Raw genomic sequence first — 20264 nt, forward strand, 5'->3', positions numbered from 1 at the left:
GCCGCCGCCGTGTCGCCCCCCCCGTAGGCGGCGCCCCCGTTCCCATTTCGGAAGCGCACCGAAACACCATCCCAAGGAGAGAGACCGTGTCCAAGCACACCAAACATCTGCTGCTGCTCGCGGCCGTCGTTGCCGTAAGCCTTCTGTGGTTCGAGCCCGCCTGGGCCGACAAGCTGTCCGACGCCATTGACGGCGCCGTGCAGGCAGGCAAGGTCAAGGCCGATGCCCCCGCCGGCTTCCTCGGCATTCCCGGCGCCCCCCATGTCAGCCCCATCCTGTCCTTTGCCTGGGCCGTGTGGGTAGGCTGGATCTTCTCCACCGTGGGCGCGTTCGGCGGCGTCATGGCCGGTGTGGGCCACATGTCGGTGTTCGGCCTTGGCGGCTACGTCAAGACGCTGGGCAAGGACCTGCCCCTGAACAAGGTGGCCACCGACTCCATCCGCGCCTCGAACCAGTGGCTGGTGGGCTTCTCGGCCCTTATCTCCTCGTTCAACTACTACAAGATGGGCCGCCTCGTGCTGCCGCTGGCCCTTGCCCTTGGCGCGGGCTCGCTGCTTGGCGCGTGGGGTTCGGCCACGTTCTTCGCGGGCAAGGTGTCGTTCTCGCAGTACCAGGGCTACTTCGGCCTGTTCGTGCTGGTGCTGGGCCTGTACCTGTTCTGGGAAACCTCTCCCGCCGGCCAGGCTTCCAAGAAGAAGGCCAAGGAAGCCGCCAAGGCTTTCGAAGAAGCGGTGAAGAAGATCAAGAGCGGCGAACAGGTCGATGAAAAGGCCATCGGCGTGCACGTCATCTCCACCAGCCTGACCAAGTGCGTGTTCACCTTCTCGGGCGTGGAATTTTCGTTCAACCCCGTCCTGCCCGTGGTGGGCGGCATCGTCATCTCCGCCATCGCCGCGTTCCTGGGCGTTGGCGGCGGCTTCCTGCTGGTGCCGTTCCTGACCAGCATCTCGCAGCTGCCCATGTACCTGGCCGCCGGCACCTCGGCCCTTGCCGTGCTCGTGTCCATGGTCACCTCCATCGCCACCCTGGTCAGCAAGGGCACCCCGCTCGACTGGACCATGATCGGCACCGAACTGGTGGGCATCTTCATCGGCTCGGTTATCGGTCCCCGCACCTCCAAGTACTTCTCCGACACCTGGCTGAAGCGCATCTTCATCGTGCTGGCCCTGTACGTCGGCATCGACTACGTGCTGCGCGGCTTCTTCAACATCAAGATGTTCGGCTAGCCGAGACTCCATCCCGATTCGCCGGGGGGCGGGGCCTCAAGCCCCGCCCCCTTTCCTTTTCCCGCAAACGAAGGCAACCTGACGCATCATGGATACCCTGCACGCCGCCCTTGCATGGCTGGACCCCCTGTTCATCGCGCCCTACCGGCTGCCCGGCAACGCCCTGGTCGGCTTCGTGCTGGGCACGGCCGTGCTGGCCCTGTGGTGCATCGCGCTCGGCAGCGGGCTTTCGCTGTGCGCCACGCGCCTCAACCGCCGCCGCCTGGCGGAACTGCGCCACGGCATGGAGCATCATCACAAACTGTCGGAAGCGGCCCTGCGCGCGGGCGACAAGGAAAGCTACAAGGCCGTCAACAGCCAGGCGCACGACGCCTTCGGCCACTATTTCTCGCTGGGCGGGGCCATGTTCTGCGTGTCCATCATTCCCCTGCCCTTCGCCCTGGCCTGGATGGACATGCGCTTTGCCGTGGCCACCCCGGAACTGCCATGGGACGCCCCGCTCATCGGCCAGCAGCCCTCCACCCTGTTCTGGTTCCTGCTTCTGTACATTCCGTTGCGCATCACCTATGCCAACGTCATGTCCAGAATAGGGTGGTTCACCCGTTTGCAGGCCTGGGCCGCCACGCCGCCGCCCGGCACCATTCCCGACGCGGCCCCCTCCGGCCCCGCCATCTCCGGCGCTGCCCTCTCCGACGCTGGCGCTGACGATCCCGCCAACCGCGAACTCCGAGGGGCCAACCAGCCCCATGGGGCCAGCGGGACCACCCAGAACGGTCGGGGCGGCTAGGCCCCTCTTTCCATCCGGAGCCGCACGGTGCGCACGCGCTTTCTCGCCATAACCGCCCTTGTCATGGTCATTGCCGCCGCCATCCAGTTGTGGTGGGACAGCGAACCCGTGACCCCGGTGGACATGACGCGCCGGGCAGAGGTGAAGGCGCCGGAAGCCGTGCCCGCCATCACCTATGCCTACCTGCCGCAGTATTCGCACTCCACCTCGTACCTGCGCCACCGCGCCCTGGTGGAATACCTGCAAAAGGCCACCGGCCTCGCCATCCGCCAGGTGTTCCCCGATACCTTCGAGGCGCACCGCCGCATGGTGGAGCGCGGCGAGATCGACATCTCCTTTTCCAACCCCATGACCTACGTGCTGCTGGCGCAAAGCGGCGCGCGGGCCTTCGCGGGCATCGTCGAGCCCTCTGGCCGGGCCACCTTCCGGGGGCAGATCATCGCCCGCGCCGACAACACCGCCATCAGGAACGAGCAGGACTGCCGGGGCAAACGGTGGATCGCCGTGGATCCCTATTCCGCGGGCGGTTACCTGTTCGTGCTCGGCCATTTTCACGACAACGGGCTGACGGAGAAGGATTTTTCGGAAATCGCCTTTGCCCCGGGCCCCGGCGGCAAGCAGGAAAAGGCCGTGCTGGGCGTGTACGCGGGCCGCTACGACATCGCCTCCATCCGCGAAGGCACCCTGGGCATTCTGGAAGGCAAGGTGGACCTTTCCGCCCTGAAGGTGGTGGCCAACACCCGCGAATATCCCAGCTGGGTCTACGCCGCGCGCAAGGGGCTGGACCCGGACATCGTGCGGCGCATCGCCAGTGCCCTGTTCGCGCTTTCGGAAAACGACCCCGAGCACGAGCGCATCCTGGCCGCCGCAGGCATGCGCGGCATCATTCCCACCACCGACCGCGACTACGACCCCTGCCGCGAACTGTTCTCCAAGCTGCGGCTGGACCCTTCCAAGGTGGGGCTGGAATGAACCTGCTGCGCCGCCTGAACTTCCGCCGCAAGCTCAACCTCGGCATCACGCTCATCGTGCTGTTCGTGGCCGCGCTGCTGGCCTTGTTCGTCACGCGCATCGCGGCCAACGCCCTCATCGAGGAAAGCAAGCGGCGCGGCGCCGTGCTGGCCACCAACCTGGCCCTGCGCGCGGCAGACCCCATGCTGTCCACCGACTTCCTGCGCCTGCGCAACCTGGTGGACGAACTGCTGAACGTGGACAGCGACATCGTCTACGCCTTCATCATGGACGACCGGGCCCAGGTGCTGGCCCACACCTTTGGCCGCACCTTTCCGCTGGACCTGCTGGAAGCCAACGAATCCGAGGACGGCCACCTTGCCGTGCGCCTGCTGGATACCGGGCGCGAACGCATCTACGACTTTGCCGCCCCGGTGATGGTGGGCGGGCGCGAGTTCGGCACCATCCGCATCGGCCTTTCGCGCACCAAGGTGCTGGACGTGGTCAACGGCATGATCTTCGCCATCAGCGGGCTTTCGGTGGTGGCGCTGCTGGTGGCCGTGGTCATCAGCGCCCACTTCGCCAAGCGCATCACCGCCCGCATCGGCGCGCTGAAGGAACACGCCGAAGAAATCGTGCGCGGCAACCTGCACCTGCCCGCCACCACCTCTGCACGGCGCAACTGCTGGGAACAGCGGCTGTGCGGCCGCACCGACTGCCCCGCCTACGGCGATACCGAACGCCGCTGCTGGTACGTCAAGGGCACCGCCTGCGCCGGGTGCGACGGCAGGGCCTATCCCGCAAAGCTTGCCCAGTGCCGCCAGTGCGAGGTGTACGAAACCTTTGCCGGTGACGAGATAGAGGAACTGGCCGACACCTTCGACGTCATGGCCCACGCCCTGCGCGCCCACATCGCCGAACTGCGCGAGACCGAGCGCGACCTTACCCGGCAGCAGGGCATCATGCGCACCATCCTGGAAGTGACCCCCGACAGGCTGGCCCTGCTGGACGAACACCTGCGCTATCTTTCCGTGAACAAGGCCTTTGCCGATTCGCTGGGGCTGTCCCCGGCGGAAATCATCGGCAAGAGCGACTTCGACATCTTTCCGCGCGACAAGGCCGAACTGCGCGTGGCCGAAAACCGCGCCATCCTTACCGGCGGCCAGCCCGTGTACCGCGAGGCGCAGGACCGCCGCGACGCCGCCTCCGCAGCGGGCGGAAGCGACGCCGCCTCCGACTTCGGCCATGGCCGCGACGAATGGTTCCACCTGGTCAAGGTGCCGGTGTCCGACGAGACCGGGCGCATCATCGGCGTGCTGTCCACCGCGCGCGACATTACCGCCATCCGCAGCTACCAGGACCAGCTCATCCAGTCGCAGAAGATGGAATCGGTCGGCAAGCTGGCCGGTGGCGTGGCGCACGAGATCAACACCCCCCTCGGCATCATCCTGGGCTACGCGCAACTGCTGCAAGAGGATGTGCCCCCGGGTGCCCAGATGCATCAGGACCTGCAGATCATCGAAAAGCAGGCCAAGTTCTGCCGCAAGATCGTCTCCGACCTGCTGGGCTTTTCGCGCCAGACCCAAAGCCAGAAGAAGGAGATGTGCTTCAACAACTCCATCATGGAAGTGGTCACCCTTGTGCGCCACACCTTCTCGCTGGAGAACGTGACCATCCTCGCCGATCTCGACGACCGGCTGCCCGTCATCTACGGCGCGCCCGAAAAGCTGAAGCAGGTCTGGATGAACCTGCTGCACAACGCCACCGGCGCCATGCCCGGCGGCGGGCTGATCAAGGTGCGCACCCGGCTGGACATCATGAACATGACCGTCACCGCCTGGTTCGCCGATACCGGCATCGGCATTCCCGAACCCCATCTGCAAAAGATCTTCGACCCGTTCTTTTCCACCAAGCCCGTGGGCAAGGGCACCGGGCTCGGCCTGTCCGTGTCCTTCGGCATCATCGAGGACCACGAAGGGTTCATCGAGGCACACAGCCCCCTGCCCCCCGGGTTCATCGACGAAGACATGCCTCAGGGCGCCACGCGCGGCCCCGGCGCCGTGTTTCGCGTGGTTCTGCCTCTGGAACCTCTGGGCGCCGCCGACCTGCCCGATACCGACCCCAGGGCCAAGGTGCAGGAGGAAGAAAAGAACGGGGTGGACAATACTGAAGAACGAACCGGAGAGGGAACCCCTTAACGCGGTGCGGTCCTCATCCGTAAGGTTCGCGCGTTGCGCACGATGGCCGTAAGGCTCGCAGGCTCGCCAAGGGCTGGGGCGAAGGGTCGCCCACCCCTAACCCCGCGTTGCCGTCCCCATCCGCAAGGTTCGCGCTGCGCGCTCGCCAACGGCTGGGGCTCCCCTCAAGAACATTTCGGGGGTGCAGGGGGTATACCCCCTGCCCGCCGGAGGCTTACAAAAAAACCGGCCCGCAGAGACAACAAGGAAGGAAGCCCATGGCGGACATCATCGTGCTGGACGACGTCATCGACGCGGGGGTGCTTATCAAGCGCATCCTGGAGCGCAAGGGCCACGCGGTCTCGGTGTTCACGGACGAGGAAGAGGCCATCGCCCACGTGCGCGACAAGGGCGCGGCCCTGGCCATCCTGGACATGAAGCTGCGGCGCATGACCGGGGTGGAGGTGCTGGAAGAGATGAAAAAACTGCGCCCGGACATCCGGGTTATCATGCTGACCGGCTACCCCACACTGGAAACGGCGCGCGAATCGTTGCGCCTGGGCGCCAACGAGTACTGCGTGAAGCCCATCGACAAGGACGAACTGGAAAGCAAGGTGGCAGAGGTGCTGGGCGGCTGACGCCGCCGGACCGCCTGAACCGGACGGACCGGTCGAACCGGACGAATCGGACGAATCGGGCGACCCGTCTGGCCGGACAGCCGGTCATGCCCGGCGGGCTACCGGGCAGACCGGGGTTCCGCATGCGTCCGCCACTTCCACCCCAGCCAGCCCAAGGGAGCGCAATGGCCATCGGCGAACTGTTCCGTCACTGGACCTACCAGGTCTTCGCGCCCGGCACCCTGCTGCGGCGCAAGTACAACGCGTTCCGCGAGTTGTTGCGGCACGATTCGCGCAGCCTCGAACTCATCGCCGAGCTGGAGGACATCCACTACGGCAACGAGAAGGTGGACTGGTCGCGCGTGGTCGAGCTGGCCGATCAGCTGGACGATGCGGTGCGCGCCATGCTGGGCCAGCTGATGGAGATGAACCCCGCCCGGTACATGGGCCTGGCCGACTACTGCAACAAGATCGCCTTCTACATGCGCATGGCGGTCAGCGTGCCCGAGCCGGACCTGGCCCCGCCCTACGTCATTCCGCTGGCAGAGGCGCACCAGCGCCCGGACCGCGCGGGCGGCAAGGCCGCGCGCCTGGCCGCCGTGCGCAGCCAGTCCATGCTGCCCGTGCCCGACGCCACGGTGGTCACCGCCGCCGCCTACCACTACTTCATCGAGCACAACGAACTGCGCGAGCCCATCGACGCGCGCCTGCGCCGCCTGCGCCTGTCGCGCCCGGACGAACTGGCCGCCATTTCCGAGGAACTGCGGGCCATGATCCTGGAGGCGGAACTGCCGCCCCGGCTGGAAGAGGACATCCTTAGCGCCGCCTACGCCATGAGCCCCCAGCGCACCCCGCTGGCGGTGCGCAGCAGCGCCGTGGCGGAAGACGGCCCGGTGTCCTTCGCCGGGCAGTACGCCAGCGTGCTGGGGGTGGAGCCGGGCCATGCGGGCATGGCCTGGAAGCGGGTGGTGGCCTCAAAGTACCAGCCGCGCGCCCTGTCCTATCGCATCCTGCACGGCCTTGCCGACGCGGAAACCCCCATGGCCGCGCTGCTCATGCCCATGCTGGACGCGGCCTGCGCCGGGGTCATCTACACCCGCGACCCGGATCCGCCGCGCCGCCTGCCCGCAGAGGAACTGACCGAGGGCGTCACCGCCGTGCACGCCGTGGCGGGCACCGGAGACGTGCTGGTCAGCGGCGACACCCCCGCGCAGTCGGCGTGGCTGTCGCGCCGCCCGCGCAGCCGCATTCTGGAACGCCCCGAAGCCGTGGGGGCCACCCTTGCCCAGCCGGTGCCGTCAACGCCCCTGCTGACCACCGAAGACATGAAGCGCCTGGCCCGCTATGGCCGCGAGCTGGAAAACCTGTTCGGCGAGCCGCAGGACGTGGAATGGGTGCTGGATACGGCGGGGCGCATCTTCATCGTGCAGTCGCGCCCGGTGCCCGGCGGCACGGAGCACGGCATCGTGCCGGAGCAGACGGCTGGCGCGGAAGGCGGGCCGGACGGCACGGCACCCGCGTCCCATGAATCTCTCGCCCTGCTGGCCGAAGGCAGCGAGCCGGTCTCCGCCGGGGTGGGCAGCGGCACGGCCCGCCACGCGGCCATCTGCTGCGAAATCGGCGACATGCCCCAGGGGACGGTGCTGGTCACCACCACCCTTGGCCCCTCGCTGACCCGGATCATCGACCGGCTGGAGGCCGTGGTGGCCCAGACCGGCAGCCGGGCCTGTCATTTCGCCTCGGTGGCGCGCGAATTCGGGCTGCCGGTGGTCACCGGCATCGCCGATCCGTTCACGGCCATCGCGGACGGGGCCATGGTCACCGTGGACGGCGCCACGGGCCGGGTGCACGCGGGCAGGCCGCCCCAGGAAAAGGGGGACGGCACGCGGCCCCGCGCCCGGCGCAAGGCGGCGGCAGCGGCGCGCGAGCGGCGCGGCGGCATGCGCCGCCTTGCGCGGGCCATGCAGCACATCGCCAAGCTGAACCTGACGGACCCGGCGTCCAGCGACTTCGCGCCGGAAAACTGCCGGTCCATGCACGACCTGGTGCGCTTTGCCCACGAACGCGGCGTGGCCGAGATGTTCTCCCTCGTGGGGCGCGGCGGGCGCGGCCTTGGCGGCGCCAAGAAGCTGCGCACCGACGTGCCCATGATCATGTACGTGCTGAACATCGAGGACGGGCTGTTCCCCACGGCGGCGGGCAAGGAAGAGATCGGCCCCGACGACTTCCGCTCCACGCCCATGTGGGCGCTGTGGTTCGGCCTGTCCGCCGCGCGCGAGCTGTGGGCCAACATGCCCCCGGCGGCGGACTGGAACGAGCTGGACCGCATCAGCGCGGGCATCTTCCGGCGCGATGCGCCCCAACTGGCCAGCTACGCGGTCATTTCCGCCCACTACGCGCACCTGATGATGCGCTTCGGCTATCATTTCGCGCTGGTGGACACCCTGTGCTCGCCCGAGGACCGCACCAACTACATCCAGTTCCGCTTCAAGGGCGGCGGCGCGGCGGCGGAAGGGCGCGAACTGCGCATCCGCGTGCTGGAACGGGTCCTGGCCCGGCAGGGCTTTGCCGTGAAGACCCGTGGCGACCTGCTGGACGCCCGGCACGGCCCGGACGCAGAGGCCGTGATCCAGAAGCGGCTGGCCATGCTGGGCATGCTGCTGGCGGAAACGCGCCTGCTGGACGTGCGCCTGGGCGATGCCGACGAGGCCGAGGCCATGGCCGACGACTTCCTGGCCCGGCTGGACACGGCGGGCGAGGGCGCGCCATGAGCGGCCCGGACGCGGCACCACCGGCAAGCCCGCCCGGGGGGAGCGGCGGCGACGCCCCCCGCCGGGGCGGCCTGCTGCAACGCGCCGCGCGAGGGGTGGCGGCCTTCCTGCGCAATGCCCTGACCACGCAGGCCCCTTCGGGGCATCCCGCGTTTCCCGTCACCTGGGTCACCCAGCACATCGCCGCCGGTCCCGCGCCGGTGACCCGCCAGCACCTCGACGCCCTGCGCGAACAGGGCATACAGGCCATCCTGAACCTGTGCGAGGAACTGTGCGTGCTGGCCGATCTGGAGCAGGAACAGGGCTTCGACGTGTTCTACCTGCCCATAGAGGACGAACACGCCCCGGACGAAGCCGCCCTGGAACAGGCCCTGGACTGGCTGGACGAGGCCGTGTACCTGGGCCGCCGGGTATACATCCACTGCCGCTACGGCATTGGTCGCACCGGCACGGTGCTGAACGCCTACCTGCTGCGCCGGGGGCTGGGCCAGCGCCGCACCGAACGGCTGATGCGCCGCCTGCGCTCCAAGCCCGCCAACTACCGCCAGTGGAGCGCCCTGCGCCGCTACGGACGCCGCAACCGCGCCCTGACCCTGCGCGAACCCGCGCCAGAACCCGCCCGCCACGATGATCTTCTGCCCGTGCTGGCCGAATACGAGGCCCTGGTGGCCCGTCTGGACGCCACCCTGCGCGCCATGCCCGGCATGCCCGGCATGCCTAGTCCGGCGGACGCGCCGCAGTGCGGGCGCGACCATGCCCGCTGCTGCCGCGTGCCCCCGGTTGTGACGCTGGTGGAGGCGGCGGCGCTGGCCCGCAGCGCCGACACCCTGCTCACCGCCGCCCAGCGCGGGGCCGTGCAGGAGGCCTGCCGGGCGCACCGCATGGGAGCCGCGCCCGCCCCCACTCACGACAGGGACACGGACACGGGCGCAGGTGCGCTTGCCGGTGGGCAGGGTGGCGGTGACGCCCCGGCTAACCGGACCGCCTGTCCGCTGCTGGCCCGGACGCCACAGATGGCGGATGCGGGCGTCGTAGGCACTGCCGTCCGGCCCGGCACGGCGGACATGGCCGACAGGACCGAAAAGGCGGATGCGTCTGGGGCATCCGGGGCATCTGCCGTATCTGCCGTATCTGGCGCGTCCGGCACAGCAGGCGGACCCGGCACACCGGGCATGCCAGACGAACCGGACGAACCGGTCGGGCGGTGCATGCTCTTTGCCCGCCGCCCCCTGCGCTGCCGCCTGTCAGACATCCCGCCGTCCACCGGCCCTTGCGGTGACGGCCCCGGCGACGGCCCCAGCGAGAGCGAACGCCTGTGGATCGAAATGCTGGAACAACCGCTGGAAGCTCTGTCGCGCCGCACCTTCACCGCCCTTGCCGGGTGCGAACCGTCCGAAGATCCCCCCTGTTTCCCCCTGCCGGAGGTGCTGTCCGGTCGCTACGTGCAGACCGTGTTCCACGCCATCGCCTGCCTGCTGCGACCCACGGCAAATGGCAATGGCACCAATGGCGGCAACGGCGGCAACGGGGCAAGGTAGCCACCGAGGCGACGGCAATCCGCCCCCAAGGCCGCGCTGCCCGACACCATCCCCCGCAGCACCACTGTCGGCGCCACTCGGCAGGCATTCGCCGTTTCCTTTCCCTGTTTTTCACCGCCCGCACCGCAGACACGACAAAGGGCAGGCGGCCATGGCGACCCACCTGCCCTTGCCGTTTTCCTTTTTCCGGATCGACGGAGTTGCCGTCCCGTCACGAGGCCACCCCTCCGTCCCATCGCCTTCGGGCTACGCCCCCTGCGCCCCCGTTTCCCCCGGCTCCCCCGGTTCCCTGATGGGTTCGCCCGGATACGGCGCGCAGCCGCACGAGCGGGCCAGCACTTCCAGCACCGTCTTGGCGGTGCGCTCGGAAGAGGCCGGGTTCTGCCCGGTCACCAGCAGCCCGTCCGCCACCACGTGCGGTTCCCACAGCGGGCCGCGCTCGTACTTGGCCCCAAGGCGGGTCAGCTCGTCCTGCAACAGGAAGGGCACCACCTGCGACAGGCCCACCGCGTCCTCTTCGGCGTTGGAGAACCCGGTCATGTTGCGCCGGGCCACCAGCGGCTTGCCGTCGGGCGTGGTGGCCCGCACCAGCACGGCGGGGCCGTGGCAGACCGCCGCCACGGGCTTGCCCGCGCGGTGCATCTTTTCGATGATGGCCAGCGAGCGCGCATCGTCCACCAGATCCCACAACGGGCCGTGCCCGCCGGGATAGAACAGCACGTCGTAGTCCTCCGGGCGCACTTCGGCCAGGGGCACGGTGTCCTTCAGGGCGGCCATGGCCGCCGGGTCCGCCGTGAAGCGGCGGGTGGTCCTGTTCTGGGCCTCTTCCGTTTCACTGCGGGGGTCCACGGGCGCGGCGCCGCCCTTGGGCGAGGCCAGGGTCACCCGGGCCCCGGCATCCGTGAACGCGTAATAGGGCGCGGCCAGTTCCTCCAGCCACAGCCCGGTCTTGTGGCCGGTATCGCCCAGCCTGTCGTTGGACGTGACGATCATCAGCACCTTCATGGCAACCTCCCTATGTGACGGCGGCATGCGGCCAGCCGTGGCCAATGCGGAAAATTCCGGGACGAACGGCGCGCCGCCGGGCCGACCTTCGGCAACGGCGGGGCTGATCTTCCATTATCACAAAATAGTGAAGGCCGGGGGAGGGAGCAAGGGGAAAGACGTGCGGCGGGCCGCCGGGCCGCGAAATGGGGGGCCGGGGACAGGACGCACGAACGCCGCCGCCATCAGGTGCGGCGGCGGCGTCATCCGCGGGCGGCGCGTTGCCCGCACGTGGCCCGGATGTCTGCTCTCGTCCCGGTGTCAGGCTCCGCTTCCGGCACTGCCGCCGCCGGAACCCGCCGCGCCCTTGTCCGGACGGGGGACCGGGCGGGGGATTGGATGGGCATTGTCCGGCGTACCCGCCCCCTCCGTGACTTCCGCTTCCAGCCGTTCGTCCAGATTCAGCCGGTCCAGCCGGTCCAAAGGGTCCAAAGGGGCCAGGGGGGCTGGCGGGAGCGCTGACGGCTGTTCCGGTGCCTGCTCCGGGGGCCGTTTCTGGGGCGGCGCATCCCGGTCCGCTCCGGCGGCCTTGCCGGAACGGGCGGCCTGCGCGATATGCGGATGCGGCGCGGTGCCCGCCTGCGGATGCGGAACGCTGGCCCCGGCAGCGGCCCCCGTGGCCCCGCCCGCATCGGCCTTTAGTCCGGGCAGCTTTCCGAACGTGGCGGGAATGAAGTATTCCGAGCAGCCGAAGGCTATGCTCACCACCACCGTCTTCAGCACGTCGATGCTGTACACGGTGGCCCCGCCCTGCATGCCGCCCCCCCTGCCCAACGGCAGGAACAGGTCGTTGATGTTGAACAGCGAGATGATCTTGGCATTGACCAGATAGCAGCCCGCCAGCGCCCCCACCGCACCGATGAGCATGCGGTTGCCGATGTACCAGACCGACGCGTACGCCTCCACCTCGCGCAGGCGCGACGTCTTGAAATAGTTGTTCATGCGCAGGGCCACCGTCACCAGCGCGCCCGCGCAGCCGCCCGCCAGCGCCAGCAGCATCACCTGGCCGATGCCCGGCCCCCGCCACGGCAACCCCGCAGACCCCATGCCGCCCGGCATCCAGTTGACCAGCCACCCGGCCACCACCCAGAACACCGCAGCAGCCATGGCGGACAGTTCTGCATGGAACAGCATGACCGCAAAGGTGCCCAGCATGAGCCGCACGAGATACTTGCAGGTGCGTTCCAGCAGCCACTTGCGCCGCTCGCGCTTCTGCGATTCCAGTTGCAGGTCCACAAGGATGCGCGCGAACAGTTCACGCCGGCACTGGGACGACATGGGCTTGGGGTCCACATCGGCATAGAACCCCGCCGTGCCCGGGTCCATGATGCCGCGGGCCTGCGACAACAGCCGCTCTATCTCGATGAGCACGCGCTCGTCGGTATGGAACGGGGCAAGGCTCTGCTCCACGAAGTAGGCATCGTCCCACGAGAAATCCGGCTTTTCCAGGCGGGCCGCCACGGCGGCGTGCACCTCCGTGCCCTTGAACGGGCCGCGCGCCAGCAACCCGGCCTGTGCCGACAGGGTAGTGCGGAACTGTTGCAGGATCTTGGTATCCTTGCCGCAAATGTTGGCATCCGACATGACGGTTTCCATCCCCGCCGGGCGCGGCCCGGCCCGTATGCGCGTGCGCCTTCCCCTCTTCGCGCCATACCGCAGCCCCCGTGCAGCGCCATTATTTTCCGACCAACCCGGCGGTCGGCCCGCCCACGACGAAAAACCCCGCCGGAAGCTGGCTTCCGGCGGGGACAATCATATCAGGCGTATCGGGCGTGTCTGGCGTGTCTGGCGTGTCTGACGTGTCTGGCGTATCGGGCGTGCCTGGGCGCCGGGGGCGGCGGCAGACGCCATCCGCCCTAGATGATGCCGAACTTCGCCTTCGCCTCCTGCCTGCGGGCATGCAGGATGGGCTCCGTGTAGCCCGAGGGCTGCTCGCGCCCCAGCAGCACCAGGTCGCACGCGGCCTGGAAGGCCACGCTGGCGTCAAAGTCGGCGCTCATGGGCCGGTAGGCCGGGTCGCCCGCGTTCTGGCGGTCCACCACGGCGGCCATGCGCTTGAGCACCGCCACCACCTGATCGCGGGTGCAGATGCCGTGGTGCAGCCAGTTGGCGATGTGCTGGCTGGAAATGCGCAGGGTGGCGCGGTCTTCCATCAGCCCCACGTCGGTGATGTCCGGCACCTTGGAGCAGCCGATGCCCTGTTCCACCCAGCGCACCACGTAGCCCAGGATGGACTGGGCGTTGTTGGCCAGTTCCTCTTCCACCTCTTGCGGCGTGGGGCGGGATGCGGGCCCCATCAGGGGCAGGGTCAGCAGGTCGGCCAGGGTGGCGCGGCGCTGGCCCGCCAGGGTCTTCTGCACGGCGGCCACGTCCACGGCGTGATAGTGCATGGCGTGCAGTGTGGCTGCGGTGGGCGAGGGCACCCACGCGCAATTGGCTCCCGCCCTGGGGTGGCCGATCTTGGTTTCCACCATCTCGCGCATCATGTCGGGCTTGGCCCACATGCCCTTGCCCACCTGGGCGCGCCCGGCAAGGCCGCAGGCAAGGCCCGTGTCCACGTTCCAGTCCTCGTAGGCGATGATCCAGCGTTCGCCGCGCATGGCGTTCTTGCGCACCACCGGGCCCGCCTCCATGCAGGTGTGGATTTCGTCGCCGGTGCGGTCCAGGAAGCCGGTGTTGATGAAGATGACCCGCTCCGCCGCCGCGCGGATGCATTCCTTCAGGTTCACCGTGGTGCGGCGTTCCTCGTCCATGATGCCGATCTTCAGCGTATTGCGCGGCATGCCCAGGGCGTCTTCCGCCATGCGGAACAGCTCGACGGTAAAGGCCACCTCTTCCGGCCCGTGCTGCTTGGGCTTGACGATGTACACCCCGCCGGTGCGGCTGTTGCGGTGGCTGGACGTGCCGCGCAGGTCGTGCAGGGCGATGTAGGCCGTGGCCATGGTGTCCAGCATGCCTTCGGGAATTTCTTCGCCGGACCGGGCGAGCACCGCGTCAGTGGTCATCAGGTGGCCCACGGTGCGCACCAGCAGCAGGCTGCGGCCCGGCAGCGAGAACGCGGCCCCGTCCGGCCCGGTGTATTCGCGGTCCGGGTTCAGGGTGCGCAGCACGGTGCGCCCGCCCTTGGGAAATTCCGCCGAAAGGTCGCCCCGGAACAGGCCCAGCATGTTGCGGTAGGCCTGCGCCTTGTCCGCGCCGTCCACCACGGCCACCGAATCCTCGCAGTCGAGGATGGTGGTCATGGCCGCCTCCATCACCACGTCGCGCACCCCGGCGGCATGGATCCTGCCGATGGCGTGTTCACGGTCGATGCGGATTTCCGCGTGCAGTCCGTGATTGCGCAGCAGCACCGCGCCGTTGCCCCCGGCGGGGTCGCCCGCATGCCCGACGAAGCGGGCGGGGTCGGCAAGGCCCGTTTCCGCGCCGTCCTTCAGGATGACCGCCAGCTTGCCGCCACGCACGTCGTAGCGCGCCGCATCGGCGTGGCTGCCGGTGGCCAGCGGAAAGGCCTCGTCCAGGAAGGCGGCGGCCCGCGCCACCACCAGCGCCCCGCGCGCGGGGTTGTAGGCGCCGCCGCGCGGCGCGCCGCCCTGCGCAGGGTCTTCGGAAATCACGTCGGTGCCGTACAGGGCGTCGTACAGGCTGCCCCAGCGGGCATTGGCGGCGTTCAGGGCGTAACGGGCATTGGTGATGGGCACCACCAGCTGCGGCCCGGCCACCAGGGCGATTTCCGGGTCCACGCCTTCGGTGGTCACGGCAAAGTCCGGCCCTTCGGGCACCAGGTAGCCGATGGAGCGCAGAAAGGCCTCGTAGGCGGCGCCATCGTGCGGTGCGCCCCGCCGCTCGCGGTGCCAGGCGTCGATGGCGTCCTGCAATTCCGCCCGTTTGGCCAGCAGGGCGCGGTTCCTGTCGGCCATGGTTTCCACCATGTTCTCAAGGGCCGTCCAGAACCGGTCGGGGTCCACGCCGGTACCCGGCGCGATGTCGCGGACAATGACGTCATACAGCGGCGCTGCGATCTGCAAGCCACCCACCTGAACACGCTGCGTCATGTTGCACTCCTGTACGTTGGCGGAACGGGACGAATCCAGAATTGGCCGGAAACGGCCATGCGCGGCATGAACCGACGCAGGCGGACGGCAGCCGGGCGGGGGCACCAGCCCCTGACCACACGGGGCGGAAGCCGGGCGCGGCAACGCGGACATCTGCCCCATTTTCAAGGATACCCGGCCAGCCCGCCCAATGCAACGTCCCGGCGCTTCCGCCGGGTTCCGCACCGGCGCCCCGGTATCCGGCCAAATCCGACCCCATGCGGAAGCCCTGCCCGTTCGTGACCCAGGTCACGGCCCTCTGGCGCGGGCATGCGAAAGTGATTGCGCGGGCACCGGCATCCGGTGTAGCGCTGCCTTCTGACGGCATGCCCACCCGCAGCCGGAATCCTGCGAAAAAAACGGCGCATCCCGCGCCAACGCAGTTTCGCCCTCCGCATCCGCGCCACGGCGCCTGCGGGATGGGACACACCATGTACGTACCGCAGCAAGGGGGGCTTTGATGCGCAACGTCAGAATCGGCACCCGTCTCGTTTCCTGTTTCATCTTCGTCGCCCTGCTGTCCATGGGCCTCGGCATCGCGGGCTACGTCAGCATGCGCGAACAACTGGCCGCGCAGACGGAACTTTCCGACGTGTACCTGCCCGGCATAGAGGCGCTGGCCCAGGCCCGCTTCAACCTGCGCAACGTCACGGTGGCCCACCGCACCCTGCTCATCCCCGACCTGGCCGACCGGCCCCGCCAGTACAAGAACCTTGCGGACGCCGTGGCGGCCTACAAATCGGGCATCGCCCGGTACGAGGCCATAGAGCACGGCGCCTCCGAACAGGCCGAATGGCGCGAATTCCTGGACAGCCTTGCCGTGTTCGAGCGCGACATGGCCGAGGCCGCCGCCCTCATCGGCGACTGGGAACGCAGCCCCTCGGACGACGCGGCACACGACAAGGCCGCCACCCTCGTGCTGGGTCCGGTCACGGAGCGCAGCCGCGCGCTGTTCAAGGAACTGGGCGACGTCATCTCCGTGAACATGGCCTCCGCCAAGACCCAGCAGCAGTCCGCCGCCCAGACCGCCGCCGGGCGCCGCACGGTGATCTCGGTGCTGATGGTGGCCGTGCCCGCCCTGGCATTGCTGGCGGGCGTGCTGCTGACCGTCTCCATCGTCAGGCCCCTGCGGCGCGGGGTGGTGTTTGCCTCTGCCGTGGCCGAAGGGCGGCTGGACACCCGGCTGGACATCAACCAGCGCGACGAAGTGGGCCAACTGGCCGACAGCCTGCGCACCATGGTGGACAACCTGAAGTCCAAGATCGGCGAGGCCGAGGCCGCCACCCGCGACGCCGGGGCAGAGGCGGAACGCGCCCGCGCGGCCATGGCCCAGGCCGAAGAAGCCACCCGCCGCGCCCAGTCTGCCCGGCGCGAGGGCATGCTGGCCGCCGCCGGACAGTTGCAGGGCGTGGTGGAGGTGGTGGGGTCCGCATCCGAACAGCTTTCCGCCCAGATAGGCCAGTCCACCCAGGGCGCCGCCGTGCAATCGCAGCGCGTGGCCGAAACCGCCGCCGCCATGGAAGAAATGAACGCCACCGTGCTCGAGGTGGCCCGCAACGCCTCGCAGGCGGCGGACACCGCCGAGCGCGCCAGGTCCAAGGCCGATACCGGCGCCGCCGTGGTGGGCCGGGTGGTGGAGGAAATCGGCACCGTGGAACGCCAGGCCGTGGCCCTGAAGGACGACATGGCCGACCTTGGCCGCCAGGCCGACGGCATCGGCAAGATCATGAACGTGATTTCGGACATCGCTGACCAGACCAACCTGCTGGCGCTCAACGCCGCCATCGAGGCGGCCCGCGCCGGTGACGCCGGGCGCGGATTCGCCGTGGTGGCCGACGAGGTGCGCAAGCTGGCCGAAAAGACCATGCAGGCCACCCGCGAAGTGGGCGAGGCCATTACCGGCATCCAGCAGGGCACCCGGCGCAACGTGGAACACGTGGAGCGCGCCGTGGCCTCCATTGAGGAAGCCACCGGCCTTGCGGGCAGTTCCGGCGAGGCGCTGCGCGAAATCGTGACCCTGGTGGAACAGGCCACCGACCAGGTGCGCTCCATCGCCACGGCCAGCGAGCAGCAATCCGCCGCCAGCGAGGAAATCAACCGCGCCGTGGACGAGATCAACCGCATCTCGGGCGAAACCACGGACGGCATGCACCAGTCGGCCCGCGCGGTGGAGGAACTGGCAACCCAGGCCCTTTCGCTGCGCAAGCTCATCGAACGGATGCAGCACGACGAGGCATAACCCACCGCCACATTCATCACGCAGGGGGGCGGGACGCACGGCAAGGGCCGGACGTCCCGCCCTTTTTGCGTGCCTGCGGGACGAGTGCCCGGCCTGCGCCGCCGAACCGAAAAATCCACGCGGCGACGGTTGCCATTTTATTGTTGAGAATTATTTTCAAGTATGGACCGGAGCACACCGCGCGGTCGGACCCCGCATACGCCTCCGCCGTGCCCGTCCGCCTTCCGGAACAGGTCATCGCCGCCCGGAAGCGGCATCCCCTTTCCGACACGCCTTGCGCACGGCGGCGCGGCCATCCGGGGCCCAGCCGCGCGGCGCCCGTGCCGCCGGTGAAGACAACGGAGGAACCGCCATGAAACTGGACGCACTGCACCCCCGGAACTGGTTCCGCAGGAGTGCCGAACGCGAAGACGCCGGTTCCGACCGGCATGATGATGGACGCCTTGCGGCTCCCGTTCCCTACGATGTGGAATGCGCCAACGAAAAGGAAAAGATCCGCAGGCTCATGGAACTGGCAGGGGCGGAAGAACTGCTGTACGAAACCCTGCCCCATCAGCCCGCCGAATGCGGGTTTGAGGGTACCCGCCGCCTGGCCGTGGACATCGCGGTTGAGGACGACGCCTACCTCGTGATGGCCGATGTGCCCGGTCTGGTCCGCATGTCGGCCGGAGACAGGGGCAACGGCGGGATCGGCGACGAGAGCCACACGCCGGTCGACACCCCCGGCCACAACGCGGGGGTAGACGTGCGGGTGGACGGCAGACGGCTGTTCATCACGGGCCGCATGGGCCCCTCGCCGCAGGACAAGGGGCGCGGCTGGCAACGCATGGAACGCAGGACCGGCACCTTCAGGCGCATTCTGGTGCTGCCGGATGACGCCGTGGCCGAGGGCATAGCCACGGCCCTTGAAAATGGCGTGCTGACCGTCAGCATCCCCCGCGCCTCGTCCGAGGAATGCGTGTGGGTGCCCGGAGAAGACGCGCCGCGCGCCGGGTGCCACGCCTGATTCCGCTCCATCTCCGACGTCGGGAAGGCGTGCCGCCTGACGTGAGGAAGGCAGTCACCTGACGTAAGGAAGACATGTCATCCGACGCAAGAAGACATGTCACGTGACGCCGCAATCCCGAGAGCACGCCGCGCACCGCCCGCCGGACCGCACTGGCACCCCGGCGGCACCGCGCACAGCATCGCCCCGTATTCACGGAAGCCGTTCCGGATTCCGGCCCGGGGCATCGACGACTCGCCACAGCCGACGGCGGAGGGGCCACCCCCTCCGCCGTTTTCCGCATCCCGCGCCCGTTGCCGCCCCGGGCGGCGCAACGCCACACCAGCCGCGCCGCGCCCGGCACCCGAAGGGCCGGACCCCGCACCTTCCCCACGTTCCGTGCCCGCCGGGGAATCCCGCACCTTCCCCCCGTTCCGCGCCCGCCGGGGAATCCCGGCCCGGCGCGCATTCCACCCGGTCGCGCATTCCGGTCCGGCGCATTCCGGCCCGGCATATCGCAGTCTGTTGACACCTGCCGCGCAACCTGCCAGCCTGTCAAAGTAGACACTCCTCCTTCTTCACCCTTGGGGCCACGCGGCGCGGACCCGGGGGTGGCCACGCGCGCCGCACGGAGGGCAGGCCATGCAACTCACCAACCGCGTCCACTGGGTGGGCAAGATCGACTGGGAACTGCGCACCTTTCACGGGCAGGAATACTCCACCCACAAGGGCTCCAGCTACAACGCCTACCTGGTGCGCGACCCCGGTGGCCGCACCGCGCTCATCGAGACGGTGTGGGGGCCGTACGCCCGCGAATTCGTGGATAATCTGGCGAAGGTGGTGGACCTTTCGTCCATCGACTATGTGGTGGCCAACCACGGCGAGCCGGACCACAGCGGTTCACTGCCGGAGTTGATGCGCCACATCCCCAAGACGCCGGTGTACTGCTCTGCCAACGGGGTCAAATCGCTGAAGGGCCAGTACCACGCGGACTGGGACTTCCGGGTGATGCGCACCGGCGACAGGCTTTCGCTGGGCAGTTGCGAACTGGTGTTCGTGGAAATGCCCATGCTCCACTGGCCCGATTCCATGATGTGCTACCTGACCGGCGAAAACGTGCTGTTCAGCAACGACGCCTTCGGCCAGCACTACGCCTCGGAACTGATGTTCGCGGACCTTGTGGACGAGTGCGAACTGTGGGCGGAGGCCATCAAGTACTACGCCAACATCCTTACCCCGTTCAGCCCGCTGGTGACCAAGAAGATCGACGAGGTGCTGGCCCTGGGCCTTGCCGTGGACATGATCTGCCCCAGCCACGGGGTGATCTGGCGCAAGGACCCGTTGCAGATCGTGCAGCGCTACCAGCAATGGGCGGCCAACTACGCCGAGCACCAGTTGACCGTAGTGTACGACACCATGTGGAATTCCACCCGGCGCATGGCCGAGGCCATCGCCGCCGGGGCTGTGCAGGCCGACCCCACGCTGACGGTGAAGCTGTTCAATTCCGGGCTGGTGGACAAGAACGACATCATCACCCAGATCTTCCGGTCCAAGGTGCTGGCCGTGGGGTCGCCCACGGTGAACCGGGGCGTGCTGACCTCCGTGGCGGGCCTGCTGGAAGAGGTGGAAGGGCTGAAGTTCCGGGGCAAGAAGGCCGCCGCCTTCGGCTCGTACGGTTGGAGCGGCGAATCGCCCAAGGTGCTGGCCGAACGGCTGGCCAAGTGCGGCTTCTCGCAGGTGGGCGACCCGGCCCGCGAGGCCTGGAACCCCGACGACGAAGGGCTGGAACGCTGCCGCGCCCTGGGCCGCCAGCTGGCCGAGGCCGCCGGGGAATAGCC

General features: G+C 68.7%; 13 protein-coding genes. 10 read left to right on the plus strand and 3 right to left on the minus strand.

The window, feature by feature from the left end:
- Positions 1-86 precede the first annotated feature (86 nt).
- The 7 genes from K6142_RS14260 to K6142_RS14290 all read left to right on the plus strand — a co-directional run bounded on the left by K6142_RS14260 (position 87) and on the right by K6142_RS14290 (position 10067).
- Positions 87-1226, plus strand: coding sequence for a sulfite exporter TauE/SafE family protein (locus K6142_RS14260; protein ID WP_190245500.1), 1140 nt, complete (start codon positions 87-89; stop codon positions 1224-1226).
- Positions 1227-1314: 88 nt separating this feature from the next.
- Positions 1315-2013, plus strand: coding sequence for a hypothetical protein (locus K6142_RS14265; RefSeq protein ID WP_190245501.1), 699 nt, complete (start codon positions 1315-1317; stop codon positions 2011-2013).
- Between the two features lie 27 nt (positions 2014-2040).
- Positions 2041-2985 (plus strand): phosphate/phosphite/phosphonate ABC transporter substrate-binding protein, encoded by a 945-nt coding sequence (locus K6142_RS14270; protein WP_012613299.1) that lies wholly within the window; start codon positions 2041-2043, stop codon positions 2983-2985.
- Positions 2982-5162, plus strand: coding sequence for an ATP-binding protein (locus tag K6142_RS14275; protein ID WP_190245502.1), 2181 nt, complete (start codon positions 2982-2984; stop codon positions 5160-5162). Before K6142_RS14270 ends, K6142_RS14275 begins: the two co-directional genes overlap by 4 nt.
- A 257-nt stretch (positions 5163-5419) precedes the next feature.
- On the plus strand, positions 5420-5779 hold the full coding sequence (locus K6142_RS14280) for a response regulator (RefSeq protein ID WP_012613297.1): 360 nt from the start codon (positions 5420-5422) through the stop codon (positions 5777-5779).
- A 164-nt stretch (positions 5780-5943) separates the two neighbouring features.
- Complete coding sequence (locus tag K6142_RS14285; RefSeq protein WP_223380911.1) at positions 5944-8529, plus strand: PEP/pyruvate-binding domain-containing protein; 2586 nt, start codon at positions 5944-5946, stop codon at positions 8527-8529.
- The gene (locus K6142_RS14290; protein WP_223380912.1) at positions 8526-10067 is read left to right on the plus strand and encodes a dual specificity protein phosphatase family protein; all 1542 of its coding nucleotides are present in this window, start codon (positions 8526-8528) and stop codon (positions 10065-10067) included. Before K6142_RS14285 ends, K6142_RS14290 begins: the two co-directional genes overlap by 4 nt.
- A 246-nt stretch (positions 10068-10313) precedes the next feature.
- Here K6142_RS14290 and K6142_RS14295 read toward each other — a convergent pair whose 3' ends face one another.
- The 3 genes from K6142_RS14295 to K6142_RS14305 all read right to left on the minus strand — a co-directional run bounded on the left by K6142_RS14295 (position 10314) and on the right by K6142_RS14305 (position 15163).
- Positions 10314-11072: a type 1 glutamine amidotransferase domain-containing protein gene (locus K6142_RS14295; RefSeq protein WP_190245828.1), complete on the minus strand. Its 759-nt coding sequence runs from the start codon at positions 11070-11072 to the stop codon at positions 10314-10316.
- A gap of 300 nt (positions 11073-11372) precedes the next feature.
- Positions 11373-12695 (minus strand): hypothetical protein, encoded by a 1323-nt coding sequence (locus K6142_RS14300; RefSeq protein WP_190245827.1) that lies wholly within the window; start codon positions 12693-12695, stop codon positions 11373-11375.
- Positions 12696-12967: 272 nt separating this feature from the next.
- Positions 12968-15163, minus strand: a complete 2196-nt coding sequence (locus K6142_RS14305; protein ID WP_190245826.1) for a malate synthase G — start codon at positions 15161-15163, stop codon at positions 12968-12970.
- Between the two features lie 499 nt (positions 15164-15662).
- Between K6142_RS14305 and K6142_RS14310 the strand changes: the two genes are divergently transcribed.
- From K6142_RS14310 to K6142_RS14320, 3 genes are all read left to right on the plus strand, one after another.
- Positions 15663-17441, plus strand: a complete 1779-nt coding sequence (locus K6142_RS14310; protein WP_190245825.1) for a methyl-accepting chemotaxis protein — start codon at positions 15663-15665, stop codon at positions 17439-17441.
- A gap of 352 nt (positions 17442-17793) precedes the next feature.
- On the plus strand, positions 17794-18447 hold the full coding sequence (locus K6142_RS14315) for an Hsp20/alpha crystallin family protein (protein ID WP_190245824.1): 654 nt from the start codon (positions 17794-17796) through the stop codon (positions 18445-18447).
- 621 nt (positions 18448-19068) lie between these two features.
- The gene (locus K6142_RS14320) at positions 19069-20262 is read left to right on the plus strand and encodes an anaerobic nitric oxide reductase flavorubredoxin (RefSeq protein ID WP_190245823.1); all 1194 of its coding nucleotides are present in this window, start codon (positions 19069-19071) and stop codon (positions 20260-20262) included.
- Positions 20263-20264: the final 2 nt, after the last annotated feature.

The organism is Nitratidesulfovibrio sp. SRB-5 (assembly GCF_019931275.1).
In the GTDB taxonomy this organism is placed as follows: Bacteria; Desulfobacterota; Desulfovibrionia; order Desulfovibrionales; family Desulfovibrionaceae; genus Cupidesulfovibrio.

What these genes read in the sequence shown, in the direction of transcription:
- K6142_RS14265 (WP_190245501.1), top strand. Translation starts at nt 1,315, where the DNA reads ATGGATACCCTGCACGCCGCCCTTGCATGGCTGGACCCCCTGTTCATC.
- K6142_RS14275 (WP_190245502.1), top strand. Translation starts at nt 2,982, where the DNA reads ATGAACCTGCTGCGCCGCCTGAACTTCCGCCGCAAGCTCAACCTCGGC.
- K6142_RS14280 (WP_012613297.1), top strand. Translation starts at nt 5,420, where the DNA reads ATGGCGGACATCATCGTGCTGGACGACGTCATCGACGCGGGGGTGCTT.
- K6142_RS14285 (WP_223380911.1), top strand. Translation starts at nt 5,944, where the DNA reads ATGGCCATCGGCGAACTGTTCCGTCACTGGACCTACCAGGTCTTCGCG.
- K6142_RS14290 (WP_223380912.1), top strand. Translation starts at nt 8,526, where the DNA reads ATGAGCGGCCCGGACGCGGCACCACCGGCAAGCCCGCCCGGGGGGAGC.
- K6142_RS14295 (WP_190245828.1), bottom strand. Translation starts at nt 11,072, where the DNA reads ATGAAGGTGCTGATGATCGTCACGTCCAACGACAGGCTGGGCGATACC.
- K6142_RS14300 (WP_190245827.1), bottom strand. Translation starts at nt 12,695, where the DNA reads ATGTCGGATGCCAACATTTGCGGCAAGGATACCAAGATCCTGCAACAG.
- K6142_RS14305 (WP_190245826.1), bottom strand. Translation starts at nt 15,163, where the DNA reads ATGACGCAGCGTGTTCAGGTGGGTGGCTTGCAGATCGCAGCGCCGCTG.
- K6142_RS14310 (WP_190245825.1), top strand. Translation starts at nt 15,663, where the DNA reads ATGCGCAACGTCAGAATCGGCACCCGTCTCGTTTCCTGTTTCATCTTC.
- K6142_RS14315 (WP_190245824.1), top strand. Translation starts at nt 17,794, where the DNA reads ATGAAACTGGACGCACTGCACCCCCGGAACTGGTTCCGCAGGAGTGCC.
- K6142_RS14320 (WP_190245823.1), top strand. Translation starts at nt 19,069, where the DNA reads ATGCAACTCACCAACCGCGTCCACTGGGTGGGCAAGATCGACTGGGAA.